This window comes from Streptomyces coffeae, from assembly GCF_016741875.1.
Lineage (GTDB): Bacteria > Actinomycetota > Actinomycetes > Streptomycetales > Streptomycetaceae > Streptomyces > Streptomyces coffeae.
Window position 1 is genome coordinate 55,594 of the sequence record NZ_JAERRF010000007.1, and the last position, 24,804, is coordinate 80,397.

At 67.1% G+C, this 24,804-nt stretch carries 23 protein-coding genes and 6 pseudogenes; 9 read left to right on the forward strand and 20 right to left on the reverse strand.

Features of this window, described 5'->3' with window-relative positions:
- Positions 1-204: 204 nt before the first annotated feature.
- The gene (locus JK363_RS13450; protein WP_201875101.1) at positions 205-762 is read right to left on the reverse strand and encodes a quercetin 2,3-dioxygenase; all 558 of its coding nucleotides are present in this window, start codon (positions 760-762) and stop codon (positions 205-207) included.
- Positions 763-892: 130 nt separating this feature from the next.
- Between JK363_RS13450 and JK363_RS13455 the strand changes: the two genes are divergently transcribed.
- On the forward strand, positions 893-1,345 hold the full coding sequence (locus JK363_RS13455) for a MarR family winged helix-turn-helix transcriptional regulator (RefSeq protein ID WP_201875102.1): 453 nt from the start codon (positions 893-895) through the stop codon (positions 1,343-1,345).
- Positions 1,346-1,520: 175 nt separating this feature from the next.
- Positions 1,521-1,637: pseudogene (locus JK363_RS13460) on the forward strand (IS5/IS1182 family transposase); the annotation flags it as partial.
- Here JK363_RS13460 and JK363_RS13465 read toward each other — a convergent pair.
- The 3 genes from JK363_RS13465 to JK363_RS13475 form a co-directional block, all read right to left on the reverse strand.
- Complete coding sequence (locus tag JK363_RS13465; protein WP_307821714.1) at positions 1,636-2,703, reverse strand: integrase core domain-containing protein; 1,068 nt, start codon at positions 2,701-2,703, stop codon at positions 1,636-1,638. The pseudogene JK363_RS13460 and the gene JK363_RS13465 sit on opposite strands and share 2 nt — an antisense overlap.
- Before the next feature lie 167 nt (positions 2,704-2,870).
- A complete protein-coding gene (locus tag JK363_RS13470; protein WP_201875103.1) occupies positions 2,871-4,277 on the reverse strand; it encodes an amidase family protein in 1,407 nt (468 codons plus the stop codon).
- 88 nt (positions 4,278-4,365) lie between these two features.
- Positions 4,366-5,283 (reverse strand): LysR family transcriptional regulator, encoded by a 918-nt coding sequence (locus JK363_RS13475; protein ID WP_201875365.1) that lies wholly within the window; start codon positions 5,281-5,283, stop codon positions 4,366-4,368.
- Between the two features lie 127 nt (positions 5,284-5,410).
- On the opposite strand from JK363_RS13475, the gene JK363_RS13480 reads away from it, so the two are divergent.
- The 4 genes and pseudogenes from JK363_RS13480 (at position 5,411) to JK363_RS13495 (ending at position 7,807) form a co-directional block, all read left to right on the forward strand.
- Positions 5,411-6,223, forward strand: coding sequence for an inositol monophosphatase family protein (locus tag JK363_RS13480; RefSeq protein ID WP_201875104.1), 813 nt, complete (start codon positions 5,411-5,413; stop codon positions 6,221-6,223).
- 22 nt (positions 6,224-6,245) lie between these two features.
- A pseudogene (locus JK363_RS13485) lies at positions 6,246-6,902 on the forward strand (NADPH-dependent F420 reductase); the annotation flags it as partial.
- A 216-nt stretch (positions 6,903-7,118) separates the two neighbouring features.
- A pseudogene (locus JK363_RS44635) lies at positions 7,119-7,412 on the forward strand (amidase family protein); the annotation flags it as partial.
- Positions 7,413-7,435: 23 nt separating this feature from the next.
- Positions 7,436-7,807: an amidase family protein gene (locus JK363_RS13495; RefSeq protein ID WP_201875106.1), complete on the forward strand. Its 372-nt coding sequence runs from the start codon at positions 7,436-7,438 to the stop codon at positions 7,805-7,807.
- Positions 7,808-8,089: 282 nt separating this feature from the next.
- On the opposite strand, the pseudogene JK363_RS13500 reads toward JK363_RS13495, so the two are convergent.
- The 6 genes and pseudogenes from JK363_RS13500 to JK363_RS13525 form a co-directional block, all read right to left on the reverse strand.
- Positions 8,090-8,614: pseudogene (locus tag JK363_RS13500) on the reverse strand (transposase family protein); the annotation flags it as partial.
- A gap of 136 nt (positions 8,615-8,750) precedes the next feature.
- The gene (locus JK363_RS13505; RefSeq protein WP_201875107.1) at positions 8,751-10,448 is read right to left on the reverse strand and encodes a GMC family oxidoreductase; all 1,698 of its coding nucleotides are present in this window, start codon (positions 10,446-10,448) and stop codon (positions 8,751-8,753) included.
- Between the two features lie 19 nt (positions 10,449-10,467).
- Positions 10,468-10,866, reverse strand: a complete 399-nt coding sequence (locus JK363_RS13510; RefSeq protein ID WP_201875108.1) for a sugar dehydrogenase complex small subunit — start codon at positions 10,864-10,866, stop codon at positions 10,468-10,470.
- An 18-nt stretch (positions 10,867-10,884) separates the two neighbouring features.
- Positions 10,885-11,751, reverse strand: coding sequence for a nuclease (locus JK363_RS13515; RefSeq protein WP_201875109.1), 867 nt, complete (start codon positions 11,749-11,751; stop codon positions 10,885-10,887).
- Between the two features lie 1,128 nt (positions 11,752-12,879).
- On the reverse strand, positions 12,880-13,557 hold the full coding sequence (locus tag JK363_RS13520) for a DUF4232 domain-containing protein (RefSeq protein WP_201875110.1): 678 nt from the start codon (positions 13,555-13,557) through the stop codon (positions 12,880-12,882).
- A gap of 181 nt (positions 13,558-13,738) precedes the next feature.
- Positions 13,739-15,073, reverse strand: a complete 1,335-nt coding sequence (locus JK363_RS13525) for a GH1 family beta-glucosidase (protein WP_201875111.1) — start codon at positions 15,071-15,073, stop codon at positions 13,739-13,741.
- Between the two features lie 61 nt (positions 15,074-15,134).
- Here JK363_RS13525 and JK363_RS13530 point away from each other — a divergent pair, with 61 nt between their 5' ends.
- Positions 15,135-15,782 (forward strand): TetR/AcrR family transcriptional regulator, encoded by a 648-nt coding sequence (locus JK363_RS13530; RefSeq protein WP_201875112.1) that lies wholly within the window; start codon positions 15,135-15,137, stop codon positions 15,780-15,782.
- A 15-nt stretch (positions 15,783-15,797) separates the two neighbouring features.
- On the opposite strand, the gene JK363_RS42330 is transcribed toward JK363_RS13530, so the two are convergent.
- The 9 genes and pseudogenes from JK363_RS42330 to JK363_RS13565 form a co-directional block, all read right to left on the reverse strand.
- Positions 15,798-16,058 (reverse strand): MFS transporter, encoded by a 261-nt coding sequence (locus JK363_RS42330; protein WP_236075757.1) that lies wholly within the window; start codon positions 16,056-16,058, stop codon positions 15,798-15,800.
- Entirely contained in the window at positions 16,009-16,200 is a 192-nt protein-coding gene (locus JK363_RS42335) for a hypothetical protein (protein ID WP_236075811.1), read from the reverse strand. The genes JK363_RS42330 and JK363_RS42335 overlap by 50 nt, the downstream gene beginning before the upstream one ends.
- On the reverse strand, positions 16,197-16,430 hold the full coding sequence (locus JK363_RS13540) for a GH36 C-terminal domain-containing protein (RefSeq protein WP_307821715.1): 234 nt from the start codon (positions 16,428-16,430) through the stop codon (positions 16,197-16,199). The genes JK363_RS42335 and JK363_RS13540 overlap by 4 nt, the downstream gene beginning before the upstream one ends.
- 79 nt (positions 16,431-16,509) lie before the next feature.
- Positions 16,510-16,908: pseudogene (locus JK363_RS13545) on the reverse strand (glycoside hydrolase family 36 N-terminal domain-containing protein); the annotation flags it as partial.
- Positions 16,909-16,989: 81 nt separating this feature from the next.
- Complete coding sequence (locus JK363_RS13550) at positions 16,990-19,056, reverse strand: galactose-binding domain-containing protein (protein WP_201875113.1); 2,067 nt, start codon at positions 19,054-19,056, stop codon at positions 16,990-16,992.
- A gap of 548 nt (positions 19,057-19,604) precedes the next feature.
- Positions 19,605-20,159 carry a hypothetical protein gene (locus JK363_RS13555; protein ID WP_201875114.1) on the reverse strand — a complete coding sequence of 185 codons (555 nt, stop codon included), beginning with the start codon at positions 20,157-20,159 and terminating at the stop codon, positions 19,605-19,607.
- Positions 20,160-20,163: 4 nt separating this feature from the next.
- Entirely contained in the window at positions 20,164-20,322 is a 159-nt protein-coding gene (locus JK363_RS42340) for a hypothetical protein (RefSeq protein WP_236075758.1), read from the reverse strand.
- 115 nt (positions 20,323-20,437) lie between these two features.
- Positions 20,438-20,617: pseudogene (locus tag JK363_RS44640) on the reverse strand (hypothetical protein); the annotation flags it as partial.
- Between the two features lie 207 nt (positions 20,618-20,824).
- A complete protein-coding gene (locus JK363_RS13565) occupies positions 20,825-22,222 on the reverse strand; it encodes a carotenoid oxygenase family protein (protein ID WP_201875115.1) in 1,398 nt (465 codons plus the stop codon).
- Between the two features lie 88 nt (positions 22,223-22,310).
- Between JK363_RS13565 and JK363_RS13570 the strand changes: the two genes are divergently transcribed.
- The gene (locus JK363_RS13570) at positions 22,311-22,907 is read left to right on the forward strand and encodes a PadR family transcriptional regulator (RefSeq protein WP_201875116.1); all 597 of its coding nucleotides are present in this window, start codon (positions 22,311-22,313) and stop codon (positions 22,905-22,907) included.
- A gap of 59 nt (positions 22,908-22,966) precedes the next feature.
- Here the strand turns inward: JK363_RS13570 and JK363_RS13575 are convergent, their stop codons facing one another.
- On the reverse strand, positions 22,967-24,139 hold the full coding sequence (locus JK363_RS13575) for an epoxide hydrolase family protein (RefSeq protein ID WP_201875117.1): 1,173 nt from the start codon (positions 24,137-24,139) through the stop codon (positions 22,967-22,969).
- 82 nt (positions 24,140-24,221) lie between these two features.
- Here JK363_RS13575 and JK363_RS13580 point away from each other — a divergent pair, with 82 nt between their 5' ends.
- The gene (locus tag JK363_RS13580) at positions 24,222-24,797 is read left to right on the forward strand and encodes a CGNR zinc finger domain-containing protein (protein WP_201875118.1); all 576 of its coding nucleotides are present in this window, start codon (positions 24,222-24,224) and stop codon (positions 24,795-24,797) included.
- Positions 24,798-24,804: the final 7 nt, after the last annotated feature.

A 24,804-nucleotide genomic window follows, 5' to 3' on the forward strand; every position in this document is an offset into this window, starting at 1 on the left:
GGAACGGGCCGCGTCGCCTGGTCGGTCTCGGACAGTCACAGGTCAAGTTTGAGGGGGCGGCTGTCTTCGGCTTCGCTGTAAGGCACGCCGCGCAATTCGCGCACACCGGGCGGCTCACTCATGCCACTCAACGCCGCCGTGGCAGGGCAGCGTGGTCGGGATGGGGCGTGGTCATCAGATCCCTCAGCGACGGCTCGGTGGCCGTCATCGGGTCCGCCACTGGTGGCCGGACAGGAAGCGTACGTCGTACCGATCGGGGACAGATGTGAACTTGGCGGCCTCGGGGACGACGGGCTCGTGCGGAAGGCCGAGCCGCTCGGCCGGCGCGCCGAGGTTCTCGAAGAACCGCTCGAAGGTGCCGCCGGGGCCGGCGGCGACGCCGACGACCTGGCTGTGATGCCGCTCCATGCGGTAGGCGTGCGGGCAGTTCTTGGGTACGAAGCCGAAGTCGCCGGGGGTGAGCAGCTTCTCCTGCTGGTTGCCTTCGGTGTCCTCGACGAACAGCCGCACCGCGCCCTGGGCGACGTAGAAGACCTCGTGGGTGTCAGGGTGCAGATGGGCCGGGATGAGGTCGCCCTTGGGGCCTTCGACCGTGAAGAAATTGAAGGTGTTCTCGGTCTGCTCGCCGCCGGCGTAGATGGTGATCAGGTCGCCGAAGAGGTGGGCGCGGTCCCCCTCGCCCTTCTCGATGAAGTAGGGCTTGCCCGGCTCCGCCGGTATGCGTGAGGCGCGGCGGTAGCGGGTGGCGTACTCGATGGTCATGCGAGCTCCTCGGATCGACTTCCGGCGGGTCAGGCCAGCGGAATGTCAGGTAGCCTGACACGGAAGAGTGAGGGTGAGCAAGCCACGGAGGCGAGCCCGATCCCCCGCCGTCCGCCGTCGTGAGGAACAGATGCACTCCACCCGCCGCAACCTCCCCCAGCTGCTCGGTGATGCCCGGCGCTGGTTCGACGAAGGGCTGCTGACAGCCCTGGAAGCAGCCGGAGCCGCACCGGTGTCCCCGACGCAGGTGCAGCTCTTCGCCGTGCTGGACGACCAGGGCAGCACGGTGGCGGAGCTGGCCCGGCACATGGGCGTCACCCGGCAGACCGCGCACCAGGCAGTGCACGGCCTGGTCGCCGCCGGCCTGCTCGCACAAGCTCCCCACCCCGCCTCCGCCCGACAGCGGCTGATCCGGCGCACCCGTGAAGGAGAACGCGCACACCGCCAGGCCAGCACCATCCTCGAGCGACTGGAGGAGCAGCTCGCCGAGCGGATCGGCCGGGAGCAGGTCGACGCCCTGCGTACGACGCTGGAGGCGCCGTGGGGCCGACCGCCCGGCCCTGGCGACCTGAGTCAGAAGTGACCTGAGTCGGAAGTTCCCCGGCAGTTCCTTGTCGAGAACACTTGGCAGGGCAACCGGTGCGGAATCGAGCTCAACTCTCGCTGCCTGCCTGCCTGCCTGCCAACGAGATCTTAGACCGTGGCCTATGCGGTGAGGTGCTCGTCGGGCCGTTCATGGGGCGGGTACGTGAAGTTGGATTGTTCCGGACGGACTGTGGGGGTTCGCGAAGCGGCTGATCCCGCCCTCGCAGGTGCGATCGCAGGGCGGTGGGACACAGGACACGCCTGGTGAGACGCTGTTCGCGGCCATCATCAAGCGGTGTAGCGGTACTCGTTGAGGGTGCCGCCGAGGACGCGGGTGCGCAAGAGCCTGCGGCTGCCCGGGTCGTGCACGGTGGCGGGTTGATCCTGGGCATCGGGCGGCCGTTGATTCCGGGACCGATGGGGCCGATGGGTGTTGTAGAGCCGTTGGAAGTCGGCCAGAACGTGCCGGGCGTGGGCTTCGTTCATGATCAGGACGTGATCCAGCGCTTCGCGCCGGATGGTGCCGATTACCCGCTCGCAATGTGCGTTCATCCGGGGAGCCCGGGGTGCGCTGAGTGGTACGTCCATGTCTTCGGCCTGGAAGACGGCGTCGAAGGCCGACCCGTACTTGCCGTCGCGGTCGCGCAGGAGGAACCGCAGGGACTCGGTGCGGACGCCGAGGTCGGCGGCGACATTCCGTGCCTGCTGCACGGCCCACTCCCGGCTGGGTGGGTCGGTGATGTGCAGGCGTCGGGTGCCGTGCTCGAGGAACGCCAGGGCGTACAACCGGTGGCCCAGGGCGGTGTCGATGCCGGCTGCATGCAGGATTTCCCATACCGTGGAGGCGGCGATTGGGTGCCCGGGACGAGCGAGTTCGCCCTGGATCCGCCTGTGGCCACACCTCGTGTTTTCCTGAGCGAGTCGTAGCACGAGGTTCCTTGAGCGCCGCTCTGGTCGGGGGCGTCCGGTGCGGGCGCGCCGTGTGCTGTAGTCCCACTTGGCTGCGATGAGTCGGCGATGCCAGGTCAGGAGCGTGCCGGGTGTGACGGGGAAGATCGTCTGCCAGCGGTGACGGTGTATCAGGCTGGACAGCGTCGCCAGCCAGAACCGGTCCGCGGGCTCGTAGTGGACCGGGTTGGCGATCTGGCGGCGCGGTACTGCGTTCTCGTGCCGGAGCGCGAGTAACTCGGCATCCTTTGCGGTGTCGCGGCGCAGCAGCCCCCGGGGACGGGGAACAGCTTGCGGGCCACCTTGTACAGCATTGAAGCGAACACGCGGACATGCTGCCAGCCAAGATCGCCCGACAGTTGCTACCGGCGGCGATGACTTCCGAGCCCGACAGGTCCCCGGGATCACGGGTCACCATCGAATCTACGTTGTACCAATGAGACGGTTCGCCGCTACGTTCTCGTGATCGGGGCTTCTGACCGGGCCGGTATATCGAGTGGCCAAGATGACGGTGGTGCGCCGCTCGTAGCAGCGGGCGAGCCGGTGGAAGGCGTTCTGCCAGGCGTAACGCCCTCTTACAGGGTCGGCTTCGGCAGTCCGGGAAGGAGGCGTTCGGCAGCTTCCCCGATGGCCAGCAGGCGTGCATCCGAGGATGCTGGTCCGACGAGTTCAACGCCTGCAGGCATGCCGGTGCTGGTCAGGTGAGAGGGGATGGACAGTGCCGGCAGCCCGGCGTTGCTGGCTGGGTAGCAGTTGCGGATGTACGTGAAGAACGTGTCGACCGTACGGCCGTTGAGGTCGACAGTGCCGTCGCGACCTGGCTCCTGGTGCAGGCGTGCGGGAGCCGGGGTGGTGGGGATCAGGACAGCTGCGACGTCGTGGTCGGCAAAATACGTTGCGTAGGCCTTCTGCAGAGCGGGGCGATGGACGACGAGTGCTTCGCGGTAGTCGGCAGCCGAGACGACATCGCGGTCGAGGATCGAGGCGAGGGTTGCACGCTCGGCGGGACCGGCCATCTGCGTAACCACGTCGCGCACGGTGAATGGTGCACCGTGCTGGTACAGGTACGCTGCCAGTTCCCGCAGCGCTTCGTACAGCACAATCGTGAAGCTGACCCGCTGGTTGAGCGTGCCGATGTCCGGCAGGTCCTGTTCCACGAGCATGGCACCCGCCGTGGAGAGCTCCGCGAGCGTGCGTTCGGTGGCGGTGCCGACCTCGTCGTCGATGTCGTCGTAGAAGTAGTTGCGGGGCACGCCGATCCGCAGGCCGGACAGGTCCACAGCCGTATCGTCCACCGAAGTGGCCGTGCAGATCGCGTCGATCAGGCGGATGTCGGTGACAGTCCGGGCAAGAGGCCCGATGGTGTCACGCGTGGAGGAGATGGGGACGACCCCCTGCTGGTCGTAGCGTCCGTGGCTGGGTCGGAAGCCGACGCAGCCGCAGAGCGCTGCGGGAATGCGAGCCGAACCGCCGGTGTCGGCGCCCAGGCCGACCGGGACGAGTCCGGCGGCGATGCCCGCGGCTGTTCCGCCGCTGCTTCCGCCCACCATGAACCGTGGGTGGTAGGGGTTGCCGACGGTTCCGAAGGCCGGGTTGTTGCCGGTGATCCCGAAGGACAGTTCGCCCAGGGCCTGCTTGCCCATGAGGGTTCCGCCGGCGTCCAGGAGTCTTTGGGCGACCGGGGCATTACGGCCTGGACGCCAGTTTCGAAGGGCTGGGGTCGCGGCGGTGGTGGGCAGGTCGGCGGTGTCGATCGCGTCCTTGAGGGCGAACGGCAGCCCGAACAACGGCCCGGACGGCCGTGGGTCGCGGCTCAGTGATTGCCTGACCTGCGCGGGGTCATGGGAGATGTACGTGTTCAAGTACGCGAGACGCTCGGTGCGTTCCAACAGGGCCTCGACATAGTCGGCCAGGTCCAGCGAGCCGTCACGCAGCCGGGCGACGGCCTCGGCGGCCGAGAGCCAGTGCAACTCTTCCGACACCGGAGTCCTCCTTCGACAGATCGCTTGTTGGCTCCCTGTCCAGGTGTCGTTCCTCGGGGCGTCCATTGCCTGTTCGGTACTCGTGGAGTTACCGCGGCGCAATCGGGGGCGGGAACACCGCGCCCAAGGCCGCCTGTGCCTGGTCTCGGAGCCAGATGTGGGCAGGGTCGTTGTCATAGCGCTGATGCCAGACCAGATGCAGCGGGATCGGCGGCAATTCCACCGGCAAGGGCAACGTCAACAGATCCAGCGCTTCCAGGGTGGAGCGGGTGACCGCCTCTGGGACGGCTACCACCAAGTCGGTGGTAGCCGCGAGGTGGAGAGCGGTGGCTGCCGTCGGCGCCGCCGTGATCACCCGGCGCTCCAGCCCGAGTGCGCCCAGGGCGTCGTCGATCGGGTCGTGCAGACGCCCTCGGCGGGAGACGGTGATGTGCTCTGCTTCCGCATAGCGCTCGGCGATGAGCGGTTGGTCGGCCAGGGGGTGGTTGGGGCGCATGGCCGCTACGAGGCGGTCGTGACCGATGAACCGGTAGCGGCCGTCGGGTGTGGCCGGCTTGGTGGAGCTGGATTCCAGGTCCACTTCACCTCGGCGCAGCTCTGGGGTGTCGGAGCTGGATTCGGCGACGAGGCGCAGCCGTACACCTGGGGCCCGTTGGTGGACAGCGGCCACCAGGGCAGGGCCACATGCGGTGGCGAGCGCGTCGTGCCAGCGCACGGTGAACACGCGGTCCAGCCTCGCGAGATCCACGCCTTGTTGACGGGATAGCACCTCGTGGGCTCGGTGCACGAGCGCGTGAACCTCTGCCCGGATGGCTTGGGCGTGGGCGGTGGGCACCATCGTGCGTCCGGTGCGTACCAGGATCGGGTCTCCGGTGGCGTGGCGGATGCGGCCCAGGGTGCGGCTCATCGCAGGGGCCGTGACGTGCAGGCGGGCAGCCGCGCCGCCGACGCTGCCCTCCTCGAGGAGGGCATCCAGGGCGGTGAGCAGGTTCAAATCCAATTGCATGAGAGTAATGCTAAGGGTTACAAGCATGCACTTGTTGTTAACAGTCGCGGCTGGCTACCGTCGGGGCACGGGCGTTGAAGCGCGCCGGACTTCTTCTTCCCATCTTCGATTCCTCGGGAGTACCCGCATGCCCTCAGCGACGGCATCCAGCCTCGATGACACGGTCCTGTCCCAGGTCACCGCCGCGATTCACGCGGCCGGCGAGCGGTTGCGCGAGCGGTACACCCACCACGCTCGCGGCATCAGCAGGGATGAGATCGTCTCGGAGATCTACGCGAACGACGACGCTGTGCTGGACCTGCTCAAAGAGCCGTTGCTCGCGGCTCGGCCCGGCTCCCGCTGGGCCGAGGATGAACTGGCCGGCGGCTCACTGCCGCCCGGCGAGTGGTGGATCGTCGACCCGGTCGAGGGAAACATCAACCACGTCCACGGCATGCCGGACTGGGCCGTGACCGCCACCCTCGTGCGTGACAACCAGCCGGTGCTCACCGTTGTCCACCTCCCGCTGACCGGCGACGACTACACCGCACTGGCCGGCAGCGGCGCACGACTCAACGGCGCGCAGCTACGTGTGTCGGCGAAGACCGACCTGAGCGCAGCCTTGATCGGCACCGGTCAGGCCAAGCCCGGCGAGGACGAGCAGACATTCCGCAGAATCGGCGACTCGGTCACGGCGATGCTGATCAATGGCCTCGTCGTCCGCGTCTCCGTGCCGGCCACCCTGCAGCTCATCCACGTCGCGGCCGGACGGATGGACGCCTTCTGGCAGTTCTCCGACGTCCGCTCGGGCCTGGTGGCCGGCGCCCTCCTGGTCGCAGAGGCAGGCGGCACCGTCACCGACGCCCACGGCGAGCCCTGGAGCCTGGCCAGCCGCGACTTCCTGGCAACGACCCCCGGCATCCACGCCGCCGCCGTCAAGACCCTGTCACCCATCGCCTGACCAGCCACAACCACCCACGGAGCAGAACACCATGACCACCATCGGCATCATCGGCGCGGGCCGCGTCGGCGCCAACCTCGCCCGCAAGCTCACCGCGGCCGGGCACGACGTGATTCTCGGCTACCGGCAGCCGTCCCAAGAGACCGCGGTCCGTGAGGCTGGTATCGACGAGTCGATCCGCTTCGCCGACCAAGGCACCGCCGCCCGCACCGCCGACATCGTGATCAACGCGACGCCCGGAGACACCACCCTGGAGCGCCTGTCGACGTTCCGCGCCGAGCTTGCGGGCAAGATTCTCATCGACGTCTCGAACGCAACCCACGATGCCGCCGACGGTCTCCCTGAAAAGCAGTGCTACCCAGGCAGCAGCCTGGCCGAACACCTCCAGCAAGCCCTGCCCGCGACTCGGGTCGTCAAGACCCTCAACACCATGCTCTTCATGGTCATGACCGCCCCCGGCTCCCTGTCAACGCCGCCGACGGTCTACCTGTCCGGCGACGACGAGCACGCCAAGAAGGTCGTTACCAGCCTCCTCGCCGACCTGGGCTGGCAGCCGGACTGGATCGAGGACCTCGGCGACATCACTACTGCCCGCGCCACCGAGGCACTGATCCTGCTGGTCCCACACGTCCTGCGACGTCGCGGATTCCAGCCGTTCGCCGTGTCCCTCGCACGCTGACCGCCGCCACCGTCCGGCGTCGGCCGACGCCCAGGGTCCGAACTGCAAGCAGTCGAAGAGCTCATCACAGCGATCGAAAAGCCCCGAAATTCGTCGCAAACCAGTCCGCTCGGAGGGCTCCCAGGAGGCCAACCCATGAACACAGAGCTCTGGAGCTGGTCGGCGACCACGCTGGTCGGTGCCATGCGCACCGGTCAGGTGGCTGCCGAGGAGGTCATGGCCGCGGTGCTCGGCCGGATCGAGCAGGTCAATCCCGTGACCAATGCGTTCGTCGAGATGGCTGACGACGCGATGGAGCAGGCTAAGAGAGCCGATGCGGCGCGACGCGCCGGGCAGGAACTCGGCGCGTTGCACGGGCTGCCGGTCACCTTCAAGATCAACACGAACGTCGTCGGCTACCCCACAACGGATGGAGTCGAGGCATACCTGCACAACGCCGCGTCCGAGACCGACCCGCAGGCGCAGAGCTGGCTCGACGCGGGAGCCATCATGGTCGCGCGTTCGAACTGTCCACCGACTCGGAGTTCGGCGACGTGGACCTCCGCGAGTTCCTTGGCGGCTATGCGCGCCGAGGGATGCTTCGCCACAAGGTCTCGGTGTTCATGTCGAAGTTCCCCCTGCTCCTTCTCCCCAACTCCGGCGAGGCGCCCTTCCCGCTCGGAGACGACGTGGCATCCGTGGATCGCACAAGGCAGATCATGGCACGCCAGTGGCCCAACATGGCGGTGCCCGTGCTCGGCCTGCCCGGACTCGGAATCGGCGTCCACCGAAACGGTGGCGCTCCCATTGGTGTCCAGATCGTTGGCCGGGCCTTCCACGAGGACATGGCGCTGGCGGCAGGCGAGGTCATCGAGGCGCGTTCTCAGATCAGGACCCCCATCGATCCAAGCACCGACGTTGGCTGATCGCCAACCTCGGATCGTGAGACACGGGGCACCGTCGCTGTGTCCGAGTGGTACGACGGCGATGTGGGTGAGAGACCGCCTCGACGGACTATGGTGCGAAGAGGACTTCGCCGACTGGTACCCGCGCGACGGGCAAGCCATCGGAAAGTCTGGCAGGCGAGGAGGTAGCTCAGCCGTATCACCACGACCGGCATGCTGCCTCAGAAAGGCTTGCTGCTCCTGAGGTCTGGCAGATCCGAACCAGCAGGTCAGGACGGTTGACACAATTCCCGGCACCCACAGGGTCGCGGCGTCGATCACCACGGTGGCATAGCGGTGACGCCGGCGCAGTGCGAAGTGGTCGACTCCGATCGCGCGGGGCACCCGCCCGGTGGGTAACGGGATGCGCAACAGGGTGCGCAGAGCCGTGTGACGCGAGAGGCCCATCGCGAGTGTCACCAGCAAGCGTGCTCCTGCCCGGCCCGCTAACTCCTTGACCACGGCCTTGACTTGCCTGGCCAGACGGGCTGTGTGGCGCTGGTAGCGCTCCAGGACTGCGGGCACCTGTTCGCGGAGGGGTGTGGCGGCAGCCGCGCGTGGGACACACCAGACGCCGCACCCGCACGCGGACCACCACTCGGCGCCCGTCGACCGGTACGTCGGTCACGGTCCGCCAGTGATAGCCGTGCACGCGTTCCGACGACGCACGGTGTCCTGCGGAGTTCGTGCCCGCACCACGATCCGCTCGCCTTCGTCGACCACATTCTCGATGACCAGCGGGGAGAGCCCTGAAAGCACCGTCTGCACAAGCTTGTTGACATTCTTCACGCAAATGCCAACGACCCCTTACGACTCCGCGTCACCACCGAAAGCGAGACAGGGCGGAACGATTTACAGTCCCGTCGGCGCCGGTAGCCTGTGGCAACGCCCAAGAAGCGAGCGGGTGGTGGGATCCCGTAGTGATTCAGAGGGTGACGGCGAGGGTGTCGGCAGTGCGCAGGCTGAGGGCGGCCAGGGTGAGGGTGGGGTTCGCGGTTCCGCCGGTGGGGAAGACCGAGGATCCGATCACCCACAGGTGGGGATGGGCGTGGGAGCGTCCGTCGGCGTCGACGACAGAGGTGGTCTTGTCGGGGCCCATGCGCATGGTGCCCATGAGGTGGCCCGCTCCGTTGTACTTCAGCAGCGGCTGCTTCGGATCGACCTCCGTGGCGCCGGCGGTGTCCTCGAGGTGCTGCCAGATCCGGCGGGCCACGGAGTGGCCGTAGGCCAGGGCGCGCTTGGAGTAGTCGTCGATGCGGTAGGCGATCTTGGGGCGCGCCACGTCGAGGGTGTCTCGCTCGTCCGAAAGCGTGACCCGGTTGGCGGGGTCGGGCAGCTGCTCGGTGGAGTAGCCGATGCGCAGCATGCGGGTGACCCGCTCGGCGAGGGCGTCCTGAAGGCCCTGGCCGATGAGTTTGATCTTCTTGGCGGTGGGATCCCACATGAGTTTGTCGACGGCGGCGGCTGGTGATTCGGTCCGGCCCCAGCCGTCGTTGCCGATGGTCATGCGGAAGGCACCTGTGGCGCGGCGGAACGCGCCGTCGCGGAAGGTCTCGATGCTGAGGATGGATTGGGGGCCGCGGAAGGGGAATACCGGCCGGCTGAAGAGGCCGACGACTTCTTCGGCGAGGTGGTCCATGAGGTTGCGGCCGACCTGGTCGCTTTTGTTGTCCAGGCCGGAGAGCAGCCAGAGTTTGGGGGTTTCGACGGCGCCCATGGCGAGGACGAGGTGCGCGCCGGTGACCTGCTGCTCGGCCTTGTCGGCAGTGGTCCAGTCGCGGAAGACGACCGTGGGGGCGGCGTTGCCGGGGTTGGGTTGGAGGCGAGTGACGGTGCAGCCGGTGCGGACTTCGACGTCGAGATCGTCGCGGGCGCGCTTGACGTGGACCGAGGCGTCGTATTTGGCGCCGGACGGGCACACGGGGATGCAACTGGAGTTTCCCTGACAGGGGCTGCGGCCCTGGTACATCTGGGAGTTACGGGCCTGCGGGGTGGTGAGCACGGTGACGGGGGTGCCATCGATCGGCGGGATCGGGGCCAGCGCGGCGCGCACCAACTCGTCACCGTAGCTGGGGGCGATGCCGGGCATCGGGAAGTCGGTGCTGCGTGGAGTGAGTGCCTCCCATTCCTCCCGGTTGCCGGACACCCCCAGCTCCACCTCGGCCCGCCCGTAGTAGGGCTCCAGGTCGGTATAGCTCAGCGGCCAGTCGACGCCGACACCGTAGAGGGACTTGAGCTGGAAATCCCGGGGCAGGAAGCGCGGGGTGTTGCCGCGCCAGGCCCAGGTACTGCCGCCGACCATCCGCTGGTAGCCGCTCTTGAACAGATCTGGCCCGACCTCCACGTAGTAGCGGTTCATCGCCACGGGATCGCCCACGCCGTCCGAGGAGGGGGCGTAGCCGGCGCTGTTGTTCGGGAGGCCGGCATACGGGGAGGGGACGTTCTTGACCGGGGAGACCTGGTAGGCATCGACGAAAGCACGACGCTGATCGTCGTCGATGGCGTTGTTCCCGGCGTCCAGGAGCAGTACGCGGGCGCTCGGCTTGGCGGTCTTGATCTGGCAGGCGCACAAGGCACCGGCGACACCGGCGCCGACGATCACGACGTCGTACTCGGGGGCCATGGCGAGTTTTCTCCTGCTCTCAAGGGTGCTGGGTCCAGTAGCCGTAACCGCCTGGGATGGGCGCTGCGGAGAGCGGGTGAGCCTGGATCACTTTCCAGACCAAGCTCTCCTGGTAGTGCCGTGGGGTATCCGGGGCGTCCAGGGTCCCGTCGGGGCGGGTGAACTGGGAGGTGTACCAGACGGCGAGGGTCTCCCGGGCTGCCCGGGCGAGCGCGGTGTCGGCGTCCAGCGCGGCGCGCAGCGCGACGGCCGGATCCGACTGCCCCGAGGCGGCACGATAGGCGTCGATCAGCCTGGGCAGGTCGGCGGGGTATGCCTGGCTGAGCCGCTGACGGTAGGCGTCGGCGAGTGCCTGATTCAAGGAGGGCTCGCCGGTGAGCAGTTCGGACAGCGCGCGGAAGTCGGCGGCATGCGTCATGGCAGCGGTGCCTCCTGCTCAGGCCTCGTCGAAGAGGAGGTCTTCGGCGGGGTGGGTCATCCGTACGGTGTTGCCGTTGCTGATCTCGACCACGTGGTGCAGGCCCGTGCGGAACGTGTCGGTCGACAGGATGCGGAACGTGTCCGCGGCCCCGGCCAGGAAGGAGGGGAAGCAGGCCAGTGATGGGTTGCCAAGGTCCAGGTAGTCCTTCAGCCGCCGGAACAGCTTCGGCAGGATCACCACCTCGTCAGTGATGGAGGACATTCCGGTGACCTTCGCCCCGGTCATGGTCACGTCGCTGGGCCACAGGCCTTTGGCCGGCGCGGCCTGGGCCTGGTCGACGGCCACGGTCAGCTCGTCGCGCAAGGTGGAAGGCAGGCCCGCGTAATAGGTGGGGAAGGCCAGGCCGAGCGTGAGCAGATGATGGTTGGCGGTCTTCCTCAGCAATGGCACGCCGACATTGATCTCGTAGCCACTGGCCGCCGGCGGGGCGCCCCGGCCGACCAGAGCCACGCAACGGTTGTGGATGTCGGCGCCCCTGGTGAGGATGAAGCCGGGCACGCTGTCGGGAGTGGCGGTGACGGTCTCGTCCGGGTTGCGGTGCACATCGGTGAAGCCCAGCCAATTCAGCAGCTCGTCCGCGGCGGCGTGGGCGAACGGCAACGGCTGGTGGACCTCCGGTCCCTGGCCGGAGTAGTGGGTCTCCAGGGCGTCGATGGCTTCCAGCCGCACGTTGGCATGGCCGTCGGCCTTGGGCACGACCTTGCGGAGCCCCGGAACGAGCTTCCAATCGGTCGGATGGTCAGGGGTGAAGGGGATGGTGTCCCCGTCCGGCTTGGCGCCGCCCTTCACATGGAACGATCCTTTGATCACCAGCATCGGCATGAGAGCCTCGCAGGGTTGAGGAACCGGACGCCGCATGCTCCGCTGACTCACGTCGGGGGAGGCACGCGACATGGCGGCGTCACCCAAAGCGATATCATCATCACATAACGACACATTTGTGCGTGAATGTATATGCAGGGACGACCCGAAGGCCAGCCGCCGGACAGGTGACTGAGGAGACGCATGGGGCCGGACCGACGGTGCGCCTGTCACCAAGCCAGCCGCGACGACGATGCCGCTGGGAGCGGTGCTTGGACCACCGGGTGGAGATCTTCCTGAGGGAGCCGGAACTCGGGTTCAGGATCTTCTCCGGGGGAGCCCCGGGGCGGCTTCGTCGGCACCACGTGTATGCCGGAGTGGCGGGACGGCTTGAGAGCCGGGCTCTCCGCTGGGCCTCACCTTGCGCACAAAACTCGATGTCCTTGGTGGTGGAGGAACGGCAATGGGGCACGATCAAGCCGAGCAGCCGGGTGAAGATCAGGGCGCGCGTGGTTACAGCTGGCTTGCGGCGCTGCGGAGTCGGTCGAGCTCCTTGGGTGGGACTCAGGTCGTCGAGAGCAAGCACGAGCAGCCCGACGTCAGGTCACCTAGTACAGAAGCGCCACGGTCATCTATACATGGCCGCACCTCTTTGCGCGCCGGGCGGGGCGATTGACCAGCAACGATGAAGAGCCGAGCCACAGGACGGTGCGTGGCGCACTCCAGAGAGTGGAAGGAGCAAGCCGCAGGATCATCGGCCCAGTCACCGCTTTGTCATGCCAGTCCCACGCCACCCTCACCAAGCCGCATGGTGCACTCCAACACCGTCCATGGGGGATTCGTGCGCGTGCGCACCACCACCGCAGCCACGGTCATCGGTGCAGCTCTGCTGCTCACCGGCTGCTCCGGCAGCAGCGACTGCAAACACTTCCTCCGTTACTGCCTCCCGAAGTGGTGAACATCTGCTGCCCCTTCTCGCGTACAGAGCCAGTGGCCGCTGACCGCTCTCATCCAATCGAGGCGTTTACTCGGCGAACCGAGTCGTTTGCCTTCCGTCGCACCGAACCGAGACGGCCCTGTACTCGTGAAGCTCCGGCCGGGGGACATGTCCCCCGGCCGGAGCTTCACGAACACCCGTCTTCGAGGTACTCAGTTGGCTATGCCGACGGGGTGGACCTGGATCTTGTCGTCGTACGGGCCGGCCAGCTTCAGTGCCTCCGCGGGCCACTTCAGGGACACGCTGCGGGTCTCGTTCGGCGGCGTCACGATGATGTTGGTCGGGGACGCCAGGCTGTCGCCACTTAAGTCGACCTTGTACGAGATGCTGAAGGTGGCGGTGTCACCGGGCTTCAGGTCGGTGATGCGGGGCTGCTCACCGCCGCGGTGGACAGGGGCGGACGTGCCGTCGATGTCCTTCAAGTCGACGCCCGCGAAGCCCGTCGCCGAGCAGGTCTTCGCGCCCTTGTTGGTCATCTGAACGGTGACCTCACCCACCTTCTGGTCGGGCGAGCTGTCCACGGCCTCCATGGTCAGGTCGTTCGTGCGGCAGAACTTGCTCTTTCCCCCGCCCTTCGCCGCACCGTTCCCGGAGTCGGCACGGGGCGAGGCGCCGTCGGCGGAGCCCGACTTGGCGTTGTCCGGCTGGCCATCGGTGCCCTGCGCTCCGGCGGAGGAGCCTGCGCTGCCGGCCCCGGCCGCAGGCTTCGAGGCGGTGTCGTCCGAGTTGTTGCAGGCGGTCAGGGTAAGTCCGGCGGCTGCGATGAGTGCCGCGGCGGCGACGCGCAGGGTGCGGCGGCGGGCGGTGCGGGCAGTGGTGCTGGAGCTCATTTCGGTTCCCCCCGGGGGCGATTTGTGTCGTTGTCTCCTCGGTACGTCACCCACTCTGGTCGAGGCCACTATTGCTAGGCTGCCGCTCCACTAACACCCGGCTAACACGGCCCGGCGTTCGTCTCCACACCAACGCTCGATCCCCGTCACACAGTGCTCCATGTCCGTCTGCCGTGCGATCTCAACTGCGCTGCGCGCGGATGAGGTCGCGGTACCACGCGAAGGACGCCTTCGGGGTGCGCACCTGGGTGTCGTGGTCGACGTGCACGAGTCCGAAGCGCTGGTGGAAACCCTCGGCCCATTCGAAGTTGTCCATCAGGGTCCAGGTGAAGTAGCCGCGCACGTCCACGCCCTGGGCCACGGCTGCGTCGACGGCCTGGAGGTGGGTGTCGAGGTAGTCGATGCGGTCGAGGTCCACGACGGTGCCGTCCGCGGCGACGACGTCCTCGGCCGAGCAGCCGTTCTCCGTGATGTAGACCGGCGGGAGTGCCGGGTAGCGCTCCTTGAGGCCGACGAGCAGTTCCCGTAGACCGTCGGGGACGACGGGCCAGTCGAAGGCGGTGCGGCGGTAGCCCTCGATGGGGGCCTCTTCGAACGGCAGCCCCTCGGACGCCGGCGTCTGGATCCGGGTCGGGTTGTAGTAGTTGATACCGAGCGCGTCCAGGGGGGCCGAGATCAGTTCGAGATCGCCGTCCCGGACGGAGCCGCCGAGAGTGGCGTCCGAGCCGAAGGCCGACAGGTCGGGGTAGGTGCCCGTGAGGATCGGATCGTTGAACAGGCGGTTGTGCAGGCTGTCATAGGCCCGCGCGGCGGCGCGGTCGGCGGGGGTGCCCGAGGCGGGCCAGACCGGGGTGCAGTTGTTGGAGATCATCATCTGGAGGCCGCGCGCCCGCAGTTCCCTCAGCGCCAGGCCATGACCGAGCAGCTGATGGTGGGCGACCGGCAGGCAGTCCAGGAACAGGGTGCGGCCCGGTGCGTGGGTGCCGAGGCCGTAGCCCCAAACCATGTGGATGAACGGCTCGTTGAGCGTGATCCACTTCTGGACGCGGTCTCCCAGTCTGTCGGCCATGACGGCGGCGTACTCGGAGAAGCGGTGCGCGGTGTCGCGGTTCAGCCAGCCGCCATCGTCCTCGAGGCCCTGCGGGAGGTCCCAGTGGAACAGGGTCGGGACGGGTTCGATGCCGCGTGCCAGCAGGCCGTCGACCAGCCGGTCATAGAAGTCCAGGCCCCGGAGGTTGACCTCGCCCTTGCCGGTCGGCTGGATCCGGGGCCAGGCGATGGAGAAGCGGTAGCCGGTGAGGCCCGCCTCGGCCATCAGCGCGAGGTCCTCCTCGTACCGGTGGTAGTGGTCGCAGGCCACGTCACCGGTGTGCCCGTCGCGGATCGTACCGGGGCGGGCGGTGAAGGTGTCCCATACCGACGGTCCGCGACCGTCCTCCTCGGTGGCGCCCTCGATCTGATACGACGCCGTCGAGGCACCCCAGATGAAGTCCGCGGGCAGATGGTCCAGTGTCACGTACAACCCCCCGAAACATGAGTAGTGCTCACGTTAGTCGTTCCGATGGGATGGTGGAAGCATGAATCAAGACCGCACTGCAGGGACGCTGCGCCGGCTGCCGGTCCAGAAGCGCAGCGTCGAACGCTTCGAACGGCTGCTGGATGCCTGCGCCGAACTCCTGGACGAGGTCGGCTATGCCGCGCTGACCACCAAGGAGGTGGCACGCAGAGCCGAGGTGCCCATCGGCACCCTCTACCAGTTCTTCTCCGACAGGGAGGGGCTGATCGGCGCGCTCGCCGCCCGCAATCTGGAGTCCTTTCTGGCGCGGGTCGCGGACCGGCTGGAGCGCGAGGCGCCCGACGGCATCTCGGGCATCGTGGAGGTGACCGTCGACGAGTTCGTCGCCATGCGCCGGACCGTCACCGGGTTCGGCGTGGTCGACTTCGGCGCGGTGGGACAGGATCACATCCTGGAGCCGAACCGGGACAACAACACCGCGGTCGCCGGATCGCTGCGCGCACTGACCGCCTCCCTGACCGGTGTCCAGGACAACGCCGAACTCGAGATCGCCGTGCGGGTGGCCCTTGAGTGCGCGGACGGCGTGCTGCAACTGGCCTTCCACACCGATCCGCAGGGCGACCCCCAGCTGATCGCCGAGTGCAAACGGGTCCTCAACAGCTATCTGAACGATCGCATCCGGCTCCTGGCGACCAGTCAGCAGGCCTAGCGGACGGTCTTGACCTTAACGAGGCGGACAGCACGAGGGAGCCGGGCGCGACCCGGCGACCGTCGTCTGGATGCCGATGCAGACCAGCGTCGCCATGCAGACCAGCAAGTCCACGATCAGCCACGGCCGGCGGCGGCCGAACCGGCTGGTGGTGCGGTCGCTGAGCGCGCCGGCCAGCGGTGCGATGACGATTCCCGAGATCGAGCCCATCATGCTGACCCAGGCGTCACTGCCGACCTTTCCCACCGGGTCGATCCGGGCGATCTGCTCGGGCATCAGGAAAGGTGGTCGGCACCTGCATCGGGATGAACACCCCGACGCCGGCCAGGACGTACAGGGCGACCCAGCCCGGGCCGACCTTGCGGACAGGCTCGGCGAGGGCCTCGGGCCGCTCGCGGCGCTCGGGGGCGAGGCTCATCGGGGCACTCTCCTGAGGTGGACGAGCTCGCTCGTCCAGTCGAAGGACAGCAGTGGCGGGAGCCCGTGGCTGAGCAGGACGGCGCCCTCGTGGACGGCACCGGTGCCCTCGTCCTGGTAGCGGGCATCGGGGTCGAGGCCCTTCAGCCGGGTGCCGGCTGCCGAGCGGGTCAGCGCGGACGGCTGGAACGGGAAGACGACGACCTCGTCCTCGGGCGGGCAGCACCTCACGTTCGACGTGGGCGTGCCAGCGGCGGCTGGTGAACACGGTCTCCCCGACGGGCACCCGGTCAGGCTGGAGCTGGAACTCCCGGCCCCATTCCCCCACCACATGACTGATCCGGTAGTCGTCGCGGGCCGGCAGCGTCCAGGCGGCGGAGTCGAAGCGCAGGACCTCCACCGGCTCGTCCGCGGTGAGGATGGCCCAGCGCTCGATCTGGTCATGGCCTTCCCGGATCCGGTAGTTCAGGTCGAGAGCGAGGGAGCGGACACGGTCGGTGAAGGAGAGCGTGAGCCGGCCGTCGTCGACCGTGTGCGAGACGAACCGCCACTCGAAGCCGCGGACGCCGTCGCCGAACCGAACGGTCAGCCACGGCGTCCCGAAGCGCAGGCCGCCCTCGACCACGTACTCCTCGCCCCGGGGTCGCCGCCGGGGTCCTCTTCGGGCAGGTCGGCCGCGATGACGACGGCCTGTTCGCGTGAGGGACACGAGCCCCCAACGCTCACCCCCTGACGGGCTGTCGAAGATCGCTCCACCGGGCCGGGCCCTGGGCGCCGCCTCGTCGGTGCCTCAGTCGGCGTAGACGCCGACCTCCTGAAGCGAGTACCCCCACTGGGTGCCGCGCTCCAGCGCCTTGACGCGTACGTAGCGCGCCTGGGCTCCGGCGAAACGGGCCGTGTCCAGGCCGCCGTCACCGGAGGCTGTGGACCACACCGTCTTCCAGTTCGTGCCGTCCTCCGACAACTCGACGCGGTACGACTTCGCGTACGCCCGCTCCCAGTCGAGGGTGACGCGCTTGACCGGCTGCGCGGATCCGAGATCGATCCGCAGCCACTGGTCGTCGTTCCACTCGCTGGCCCAGCGGGTGCCCGTGTCGCCGTCCACCGCCTTCCCGGGCTTGAAGCTGACGGCCGGGTTCCACCACTCCGACGAGGACGCCGTCGCGGCCGCGCCCGCGGCGAGGTTCTTCCCGGCCTGGTACTTCTCGGAGTTCCCCCAGGTGCGGAGGTAGGACTCGGCTCCCGAGAAGAGGTCGTCGACGACCCCCTGGCCGCCGACGTTCCGGATGTCCTCGATCCAGTCCGGGACCATGCCGTAGTGCGCGCCGCCGTCGGTGTTGAAGTCCCACGTGCGTTCGCCGGCGGTCTGCTTGTCGATCACCGAGCCGCCGTCCGTGCTGCGGAAGGGGTACTTCACCGGGTTCGGGGTGTCCCCGCCCCGTGGAGCCGGCCAGCCTCCGACACCGTTCATGTCGGTGCCGTAGCCGTAGCCGACCTTGTACTTCTCGCGCAGCGCGTCCGTGCGCTTGGCCTCCGCGCTGAAGGCCTCGGAGCCGCTCATGTACTGGGCGGCGAACCCGCCGAGCTTGTAGAGGCGTTCGGTCCAGCTCAGGTCCATCCAACTGTGCGAGGAGATGGCGCCGGGGTACGACTCGGATTCGAGGATGCCGAAGGCCTGGTCAGCGGCCTTGACGCTCATGTGGTCAAGCTCCAGCATCATGTTGCGCTTCATCATGCCGCGCACCGCGTACGCACCCAGGTCGGTCAGTCCGCGGGTGTTGCACTGCGCGCCCGAGGCGTACGAGGGGACGGCCACGCCCTTCGGGAGCCGCTTCTCCGCCTCCGGTGCCGCCGCGTTGCCGATGGGGTTGTCGTGCTGGGGGCCGCGGCAGGTCTCCGTCTTCCAGAACGTGCCGGTCGACAGGAACTGGCCCACGTTGATGGCCGTACCGAGCGTGCCGGAGTCGAAGCGCACCCCGCACAGGGCATTGTCGAACTTGTGGCACAGGAACATGCTGCTGACGCCCAGTTCCTTCAGCTCGTCCAGGCCCCGGTCGATGTCCTCCTTGCTGCACTGCGCCACGTCCAGGATCTGCTTGCAGCCGAACGGCTCCGAGGTCTCGACGCCCAGGACGACGGCCAGCTTGCCCTGCTCGATGACCTTTCGGGCCTGCGCGCTGTTCGTGACGATCCGGAACCAGCCCTTGCCCGGGCCGCCGTACATCTTGTCGACGAAGGCCTGCATGTCGTATGTCTTCTTCGCCTCGAGACGAATGGCGGTCATCTCGTCACAGCTGCGGTCCTTGAAGAAGTAGACCGAGCAGATCACGCCGTTGGTGACCAGGTCGTTGACCAGCACCCGCTGGCCGCCGCGCCATGCCCGCTCGATCCAGGCGTAGTAGTTCTGCTGGTGCGTCAGCGAGTCGTGGGCGGGCCAGTCCTTGAAGGTGGGCCACCCGTTGGGGTCGTGCTTGCCGTCACCGCCCTTGGTGATCATGTCGAAGATGGCGAGCGAGCCGTCGGGGTAGTGCTCGGGGCAGTCCTTGAGCGCGTCGGTGACGCCCTGCTCCGAGAACGGCTTGCCGCAGATCAGCCGGCCACCGAAGCCCTCGTTGGACATGATGTGGTCGTGGGCGTCGACGAAGCCCCTGACGCGGCCCTGGGCGTCGGTGCCCTTAAAGGGCTCGCCCGTGACATTGATCTGCGAGTCGGGTGCGGGCCTCGCGGACGGATCCCACCAGTTGGACTCCGCCGCGGAGCTGGGCACCGGACCGAGCACCAGGGCGGTCACGGCGAGAAGCAGCGACACCACCGCGAGCGATCTGATTCTGCGGCGCAAAGGTTGAACGATGACCATCGCGTAGATCCTTAAAGGTGAGCAGGGCTCATATTCTGCTCTACGTTAGGGACGCGAGCCCACAACGCCAACCCCCTGGCGGCGTTCACGTTCGGCAGTTCACGCGTCCTTGGTCAGGGTGGCAGCGTCTCCTACGGAACGGTCCACCGCTACATGTCCGCCCATCCACGCATGGCCACAGACACCTTGACCAGTCACCCCGAACGGGCCCCGGGGAACTATCTCGCCACCACTCAACAGACGTTCCGCAGGGCAGCGTTCAAGCATGACCGGGTCCTGCTGACCGCGGTTCGGCGAGAGCCCGCCCGGCACGGCCTCGATGCCTCCTTCGCCGAGATGAGCGACGCATTCGTGCTCGGTCTGGCTGCCGGGAACTCATGGAACATGCTCTCCGGATTCCAGGAGGGGCTCGTTGTCCGCCTGGGCCGGGGCCACGACCTACCTGCTGGCACAGTCAGGCGCCGACAGGTACTTGGTGGACTGCTCAACGAGTACCACACCACGCCACCCCGACTGCCCCACCATCCACAGCAATTGCCACCACCGACTCATTTCGTCCTCAGCTTGCGGTTTCCGGCTCGGTTCTTCGCGATGTTTCGTGTCTTCTTGGTTCTGCCTGACTGGGCGAGCAGGGCGAGTACCGCCAGCGACGTCGACTTCTCGGCGAGGACGCGCTGCATCCAGTCCGTGACCGTCGCCAACTCGGCCGGTGTCGGCATGTGACCGTCCTTGATGGACAGGTAGAAAAGCCAGTCGTGGATGCGGCGGCGAATGAACTCGCGGTTCCCTTCCGTCTTGAGCTGGTCGATCTCTGGCAGTAGTTCGGCCGACCACTGCCTGAACTCGGCGGGACCGGTCACCTTCATGGCGATCCTGTCCACGAGGGCGACCACCGCCGTCTTGGACACCATGTCGATGGGGTCGCGCAGGATCGTGGCCACGATCGCGCGGTCTCGGTCGCGGCTCCGCGAGGAAGCGGTTACCGAGACGACACGTTGGTACGCGGACGATCGGACGTGCTCGTCCGCGACGGCATCGTCGACGTTCACGTCGACGATGCCGGCCCCCGCTAGCAACTCGGCCACATCGGAATGCAATGTCATCGCTTCATCCCTTGTCGCAAGTTTGGTTCTTGGCGGCCTCGCGCCGCTCCCGTTCAGCCTGCTCCTCCGCCTGATTTCGCCTGCCGTCGTACTCGTGCACGACGATGCGCACGCCGTTCTTGCTGACGTCGAGGAGGGACAGTCCGAGAGGGGCAAGCCACATGAACGGGTTGGGAACGTAACTGTGCGGCGCGTAGCCGTCGGCGAGACCGATCGGATCTGAGGTGAGGTAGGTAGCGGGCGGTTTCGGGATCGTAGTGGCGGAAGTGGTGGTAGTTCAGGCCGGTTTCGGGGTCGGCGCATTGGCCGGGGAAGCGTAGGGGGCAGTCGATGCTCCCCTCACCGACGAGTGGGGTGGGGAGGGGGGTGCCCCAGAGGGTGGTGCGGTGTTGCCAGGCCAAACGACCTTCGGGGGTGAGGAGTTCGGTGGGAGCGTCACTCGGGCGGAGGCATGGCACGCGCGCAGATCCGTCTCATGGAGAGCGTTGCTCGGTGAAGCGGACTCCCTGACCGCCAGGCGGTCCAGATCAGGGTCCTGGTGCGGGGCGCCGTAAGGGGACAGGCTGGCCCAGCCGTGGTCATCGGCGAGGACGACGGGGAAGTCCGGCCGACGCATGGTGGGTTGCGGTCATGGGCCCCGTGTATGCCCTGGCCGGTACGCCCGTTCAGCAAAGCGATGTCATCGAGCCCTGGACGATCTCCGTGTCGGGAATCCAGTTGCCGTGGAAGCCGAACGGAATGCGGTGCGGCAGGTGAACACGAGCGATGGGGCCGGCATTGATGTCAGCCGCGTCGAGTACCACGAGCTCGGCCAGGTTGGTGTTTGCGTCGTGGACGACGGAGAGGATCCAGCCGTCGTCTTCGCCTTCGGCGTTCCGTCGCGGCACGAATGCGGGTTCCATGGTGACCCGCGCCGGCCCGTAGTGGTGGATCTGGCTGGTGCCGGTCACGGTGTCGACCTTGACCAACGGCCCTGTTTCCAGACCGCCGTTCGTTTGGCTACGCTCGACGTCGTCGGTGATCTCCAGGCCGTGGGCGCCGACCCCGGCGAACCAGCCGTAGCGATGAGGGCGGCCGACCAGCTCGGCGTTGATGCGTGGGAACTCCACGCTGTAGTCACCGATCGCCTCTTCGTTGACGGCGCCCGTGGCCGGATTGATCGCCCAGCGTACGAGGGTTGGCACACTGCCGCCGGGGCCGTGCATGTCACGGAGGAACACTTCGTCGTAGCGGATGACGTCGAGGGTGAGGGAGCCATCGGGGTTGTCGTAGGCGTTGAGCACATGGAACACGAAGCACCGTGGTACCTCGATCCACTGGATCTGCTCGGCGGTGCCTCCGACCGGTACGAGTCCGACCCGTGCCGGGTGTCGGTCATCCCAAACGTAGGGCAGGTTCGACACCGGTTCGCCGGCCTGCGCGCGGCGCATGCCTGCGGCCAGCGTGACGGGGAGATCGAGAACGACGACGCGTGTCTCGGTCAATGCCATGTCGTGGATCATCGGCCCGTCGTCGAGGTCGATGTCGCTGGTGTGCTTGACCTTGCCGTCGTCGTCGAGGACGACGTAGCGCGTGGCGGTGAAATTCGGGTTGTAGGTGATGGCGTGCATGTCGCCGGTCACCGGGTCGGTCTTGGGGTGCGCGGTGAATCCGCGGCCGAGCGTGCCGTCGCAGTCCCAGACCGCCATGCGTGCAAGGTCAGGGGTGATCTCCACCGGCGGCCTGCCCGCCTCCGCGAGAGCGAGGATGCGTCCGCTGTGAGCCAGGACGTTGGTGTTCGGTGTGTGGGCTTCGCTCTCGACGAAGCGGCTGCGGTACCACTCCGCTCTGCCGTCGCGCAGCCGAATGCCGTGCACCATGCCCGCGCCGGAGAACCAGTGATAGGTGGCAGGGTCGACCTGCTCCCTCGGATTGGGGCCTATTCGAAGGTAGCGGCCGTTCAGTTCCCTCGGCAGCGCACCGGTGACGGTCAGTTGGGACGTGCTCACCTCCTCGGCGACGGGGGCGTAGTTGCCGCTGAGGTAGAAATTTTCTGCTGCCGTCTCCGTCACTTCGTTCTCCATTCGGTCACTGATGCCAAAAGCGACCGTACAAGTTGGACGGTTCAGAATGTAATATTGGGGTTGAGACCGTCCGAACCAGGAGATCGCCATGGCAGCCTTGCCCATCAGCGCGTATGTCGTTCTCGGGCTGCTCGAAGAGCAACAGGAGGCGACTCCCTACCAGCTCGATCAGCAAATCCAGCAGGGCATCGGCAACTTCTGGGTGTTCCCGCGATCTCAGCTGTACGCAGAGGCCGGGCGTCTGGCACGCCGCGGACTGGTCGTCGAGCGCCGGGAAGAGACGGGGCGGCGCCGCCGCACCCTGGCGATCACCGATGCGGGACGGGAAGAACTGCGTCGGTGGCTGGAGACTCCAACGGACGCGACCACTGAGATCCACGACGAGGGTGTACTCCGGTTGTTTTTCCAGCCTCTTGGCCGGGGCAGCGCCAGCACCCACTGCAATTCCGCCGTAGAGGCGGTCGCCAAACTTGCCGAAGAGCAGACCGCGGCTCACCAAAACCGTCTGGCCAGGTATCGGCGAGAGGCGGAATCAGATCGTTTGCCGCCAGGAACGCCCCAACGAGCTGCCCTGGAACTCGGTCTCAGATTCGAGCAGATGATCAGCGATTTCTGGCGTGAAATCAGAGAATCTCCCGCGGACTTGCTCGCCCCCTCACGGGAGGGGGCGGAAGCTGGGGACTGACCGGGCAACGCCTTGAGCCGGATCAGGCGGTGATCGAGTGCCGGGTCGCCGAGCCGCGTTCACCGATGAGCGGCCAGCACTGCCGCGAGGCCCTCTTGCAGATCTTTGACGAAATACTCGGGAACCTCCAGCGACGGGAAATGTCCCCCGATTTCGGGCGACCTCCATCGGACGATGTGTCGGTACCGCTCCTGTGCCCAGGGGCGTGGACACTTCTCGACGTCGCGGGGATACATGGTGATTGCTGACGGGACGTCGACCCGAAGTTCGGGGTCCAGCGAGTTGTGGCTTTCGTAGTAAATGCGGGCCGCCGATGCGCCGGTCCGCGTCAGCCAATACAGGGTGACGTCGTCAAGAACGCGGTCTCTGGAAATCGTCTCGAACGGGCTGTCTTCGGTGTCTGTCCACTCGGCGAACTTGTCGAGGATCCAGGCAAGAAGCCCGACCGGTGAGTCGACGAGCGAGTAGCCGATGGTCTGCGGTCGGGTCGCCTGCTGCTTCGCGTACGCTGCGCGGTGGCGCCAGAAATCGCGGGTTTCCTCGGTCCACTCGCGCTCGACCGCCGTCAGCCCGTCCGTTGTCAACCCGGGCGGTCCCTCCGCGAACGTTGTGTGGATGCCGAGAACGTGCGCCGGGAACCTGCCGCCGAGAACCGTGGTGATATTGCCTCCCCAGTCGCCTCCGTGGGCTGCGAACTTGCTGTAGCCGAGCCTTCCCATCAGTTCCACCCATGCGGCCGCGATCTTTTCGGTTCCCCACCCGGTGGTAGCCGGCTTGTCGCTGTAACCAAAGCCTGGCAGCGACGGGACCACGACGTGGAACGCCGGCGCGTCTGCATCTTTCGGATCTGCCAGCTCGTCTACTACATCGATGAACCGAGCAATGCTGTCTGGCCAGCCGTGCGTCAAGATCAGAGGAGTGGCATCTGCGCGCGCGGAGCGACGGTGCAGGAAGTGGATTCCCAGATCATCAATGGTCGTGCGGAACTGGCCGATCCGGTTGAGGCGCTCTTCGAACGACCGCCACTTGTACCCGGTGCGCCAGTAGTTCACGACATCGACGAGGTCGGCGAGCGGAACGCCCTGTTCCCATCGGCGAGGGTCGGGCGCGGCGCGATAGACCGTCTCAGCCTCCGGTAGTCGCGCCGCGGCCAGTCGCGCGCGCAGATCGTCGAGGTCAGCTTTCGTTGCGTGGGCTTCAAATGCTTGCACGTCGCTGGCTGGACGGGGCATGAGACCTCCTGGCCATCGTGGAACCGGCTAAGGTGGTTCTAGCAGTTCTCCGAGCCATGCTGCAACCCTCTAAGGTGGTTCCATGCGTGCTGGATTCCCTGACTTCCGCCTCGGCAACGTGCTGGCGACCAGCTTCACGGGGACGCTGTCGGAGCGTCACGGCAACGCTGTGGAGCGCATTCCCGCGCCGCACCGACTCGTCGACTGGCTGGCAGTGAACGGCCTCGCCGTGGACTCCTGCACCACCGCCCAGCTCGACCTCGCTCGGGAACTGAGGGAGTCGATTCACGCCGCCGCGACAGCGGCCGCGATCCAGGACGCTCTCCCTGCATCTGCTGTCCAAGTCATCAATGACCGCAGCGCTCAGGGTCGGGCCGCGGCCATCCTGACGCCCGAGGGTGAGCGGCGATGGCGGCTCAGCTCGGCTTCCTGCGTGGAAGATGCCCTCAGCGTGATCGCCGCCGACGCGATCAGCATCATCGCAGGCGAACGAGACGGAAGATTGGCCTTGTGTGCATCACCAACCTGCCAAGCCGCCTTCTTCGACACCAGCCAAAGTCGCACCCGCAAATGGTGTGACATGAACACGTGCGGGAATCGTCAGAAGAAAGCGCGCTTCCATGCCAACCAGCGCAAAAACCCCAGACCAGCGGAGTGATCGTTAC

What these genes read in the sequence shown, in the direction of transcription:
- JK363_RS13475 (WP_201875365.1), bottom strand. Translation starts at nt 5,283, where the DNA reads ATGCAATTGGATTTGAACCTGCTCACCGCCCTGGATGCCCTCCTCGAG.
- JK363_RS13550 (WP_201875113.1), bottom strand. Translation starts at nt 19,056, where the DNA reads ATGGTCATCGTTCAACCTTTGCGCCGCAGAATCAGATCGCTCGCGGTG.
- JK363_RS42340 (WP_236075758.1), bottom strand. Translation starts at nt 20,322, where the DNA reads ATGTGGCTTGCCCCTCTCGGACTGTCCCTCCTCGACGTCAGCAAGAAC.
- JK363_RS13505 (WP_201875107.1), bottom strand. Translation starts at nt 10,448, where the DNA reads ATGGCCCCCGAGTACGACGTCGTGATCGTCGGCGCCGGTGTCGCCGGT.
- JK363_RS13530 (WP_201875112.1), top strand. Translation starts at nt 15,135, where the DNA reads ATGAATCAAGACCGCACTGCAGGGACGCTGCGCCGGCTGCCGGTCCAG.
- JK363_RS13480 (WP_201875104.1), top strand. Translation starts at nt 5,411, where the DNA reads ATGCCCTCAGCGACGGCATCCAGCCTCGATGACACGGTCCTGTCCCAG.
- JK363_RS42330 (WP_236075757.1), bottom strand. Translation starts at nt 16,058, where the DNA reads ATGCCCGAGCAGATCGCCCGGATCGACCCGGTGGGAAAGGTCGGCAGT.
- JK363_RS13555 (WP_201875114.1), bottom strand. Translation starts at nt 20,159, where the DNA reads ATGACATTGCATTCCGATGTGGCCGAGTTGCTAGCGGGGGCCGGCATC.
- JK363_RS13455 (WP_201875102.1), top strand. Translation starts at nt 893, where the DNA reads ATGCACTCCACCCGCCGCAACCTCCCCCAGCTGCTCGGTGATGCCCGG.
- JK363_RS42335 (WP_236075811.1), bottom strand. Translation starts at nt 16,200, where the DNA reads ATGAGCCTCGCCCCCGAGCGCCGCGAGCGGCCCGAGGCCCTCGCCGAG.
- JK363_RS13575 (WP_201875117.1), bottom strand. Translation starts at nt 24,139, where the DNA reads ATGCCCCGTCCAGCCAGCGACGTGCAAGCATTTGAAGCCCACGCAACG.
- JK363_RS13570 (WP_201875116.1), top strand. Translation starts at nt 22,311, where the DNA reads ATGGCAGCCTTGCCCATCAGCGCGTATGTCGTTCTCGGGCTGCTCGAA.
- JK363_RS13450 (WP_201875101.1), bottom strand. Translation starts at nt 762, where the DNA reads ATGACCATCGAGTACGCCACCCGCTACCGCCGCGCCTCACGCATACCG.
- JK363_RS13510 (WP_201875108.1), bottom strand. Translation starts at nt 10,866, where the DNA reads ATGACGCATGCCGCCGACTTCCGCGCGCTGTCCGAACTGCTCACCGGC.
- JK363_RS13580 (WP_201875118.1), top strand. Translation starts at nt 24,222, where the DNA reads ATGCGTGCTGGATTCCCTGACTTCCGCCTCGGCAACGTGCTGGCGACC.
- JK363_RS13520 (WP_201875110.1), bottom strand. Translation starts at nt 13,557, where the DNA reads ATGAGCTCCAGCACCACTGCCCGCACCGCCCGCCGCCGCACCCTGCGC.
- JK363_RS13565 (WP_201875115.1), bottom strand. Translation starts at nt 22,222, where the DNA reads ATGGAGAACGAAGTGACGGAGACGGCAGCAGAAAATTTCTACCTCAGC.
- JK363_RS13515 (WP_201875109.1), bottom strand. Translation starts at nt 11,751, where the DNA reads ATGCCGATGCTGGTGATCAAAGGATCGTTCCATGTGAAGGGCGGCGCC.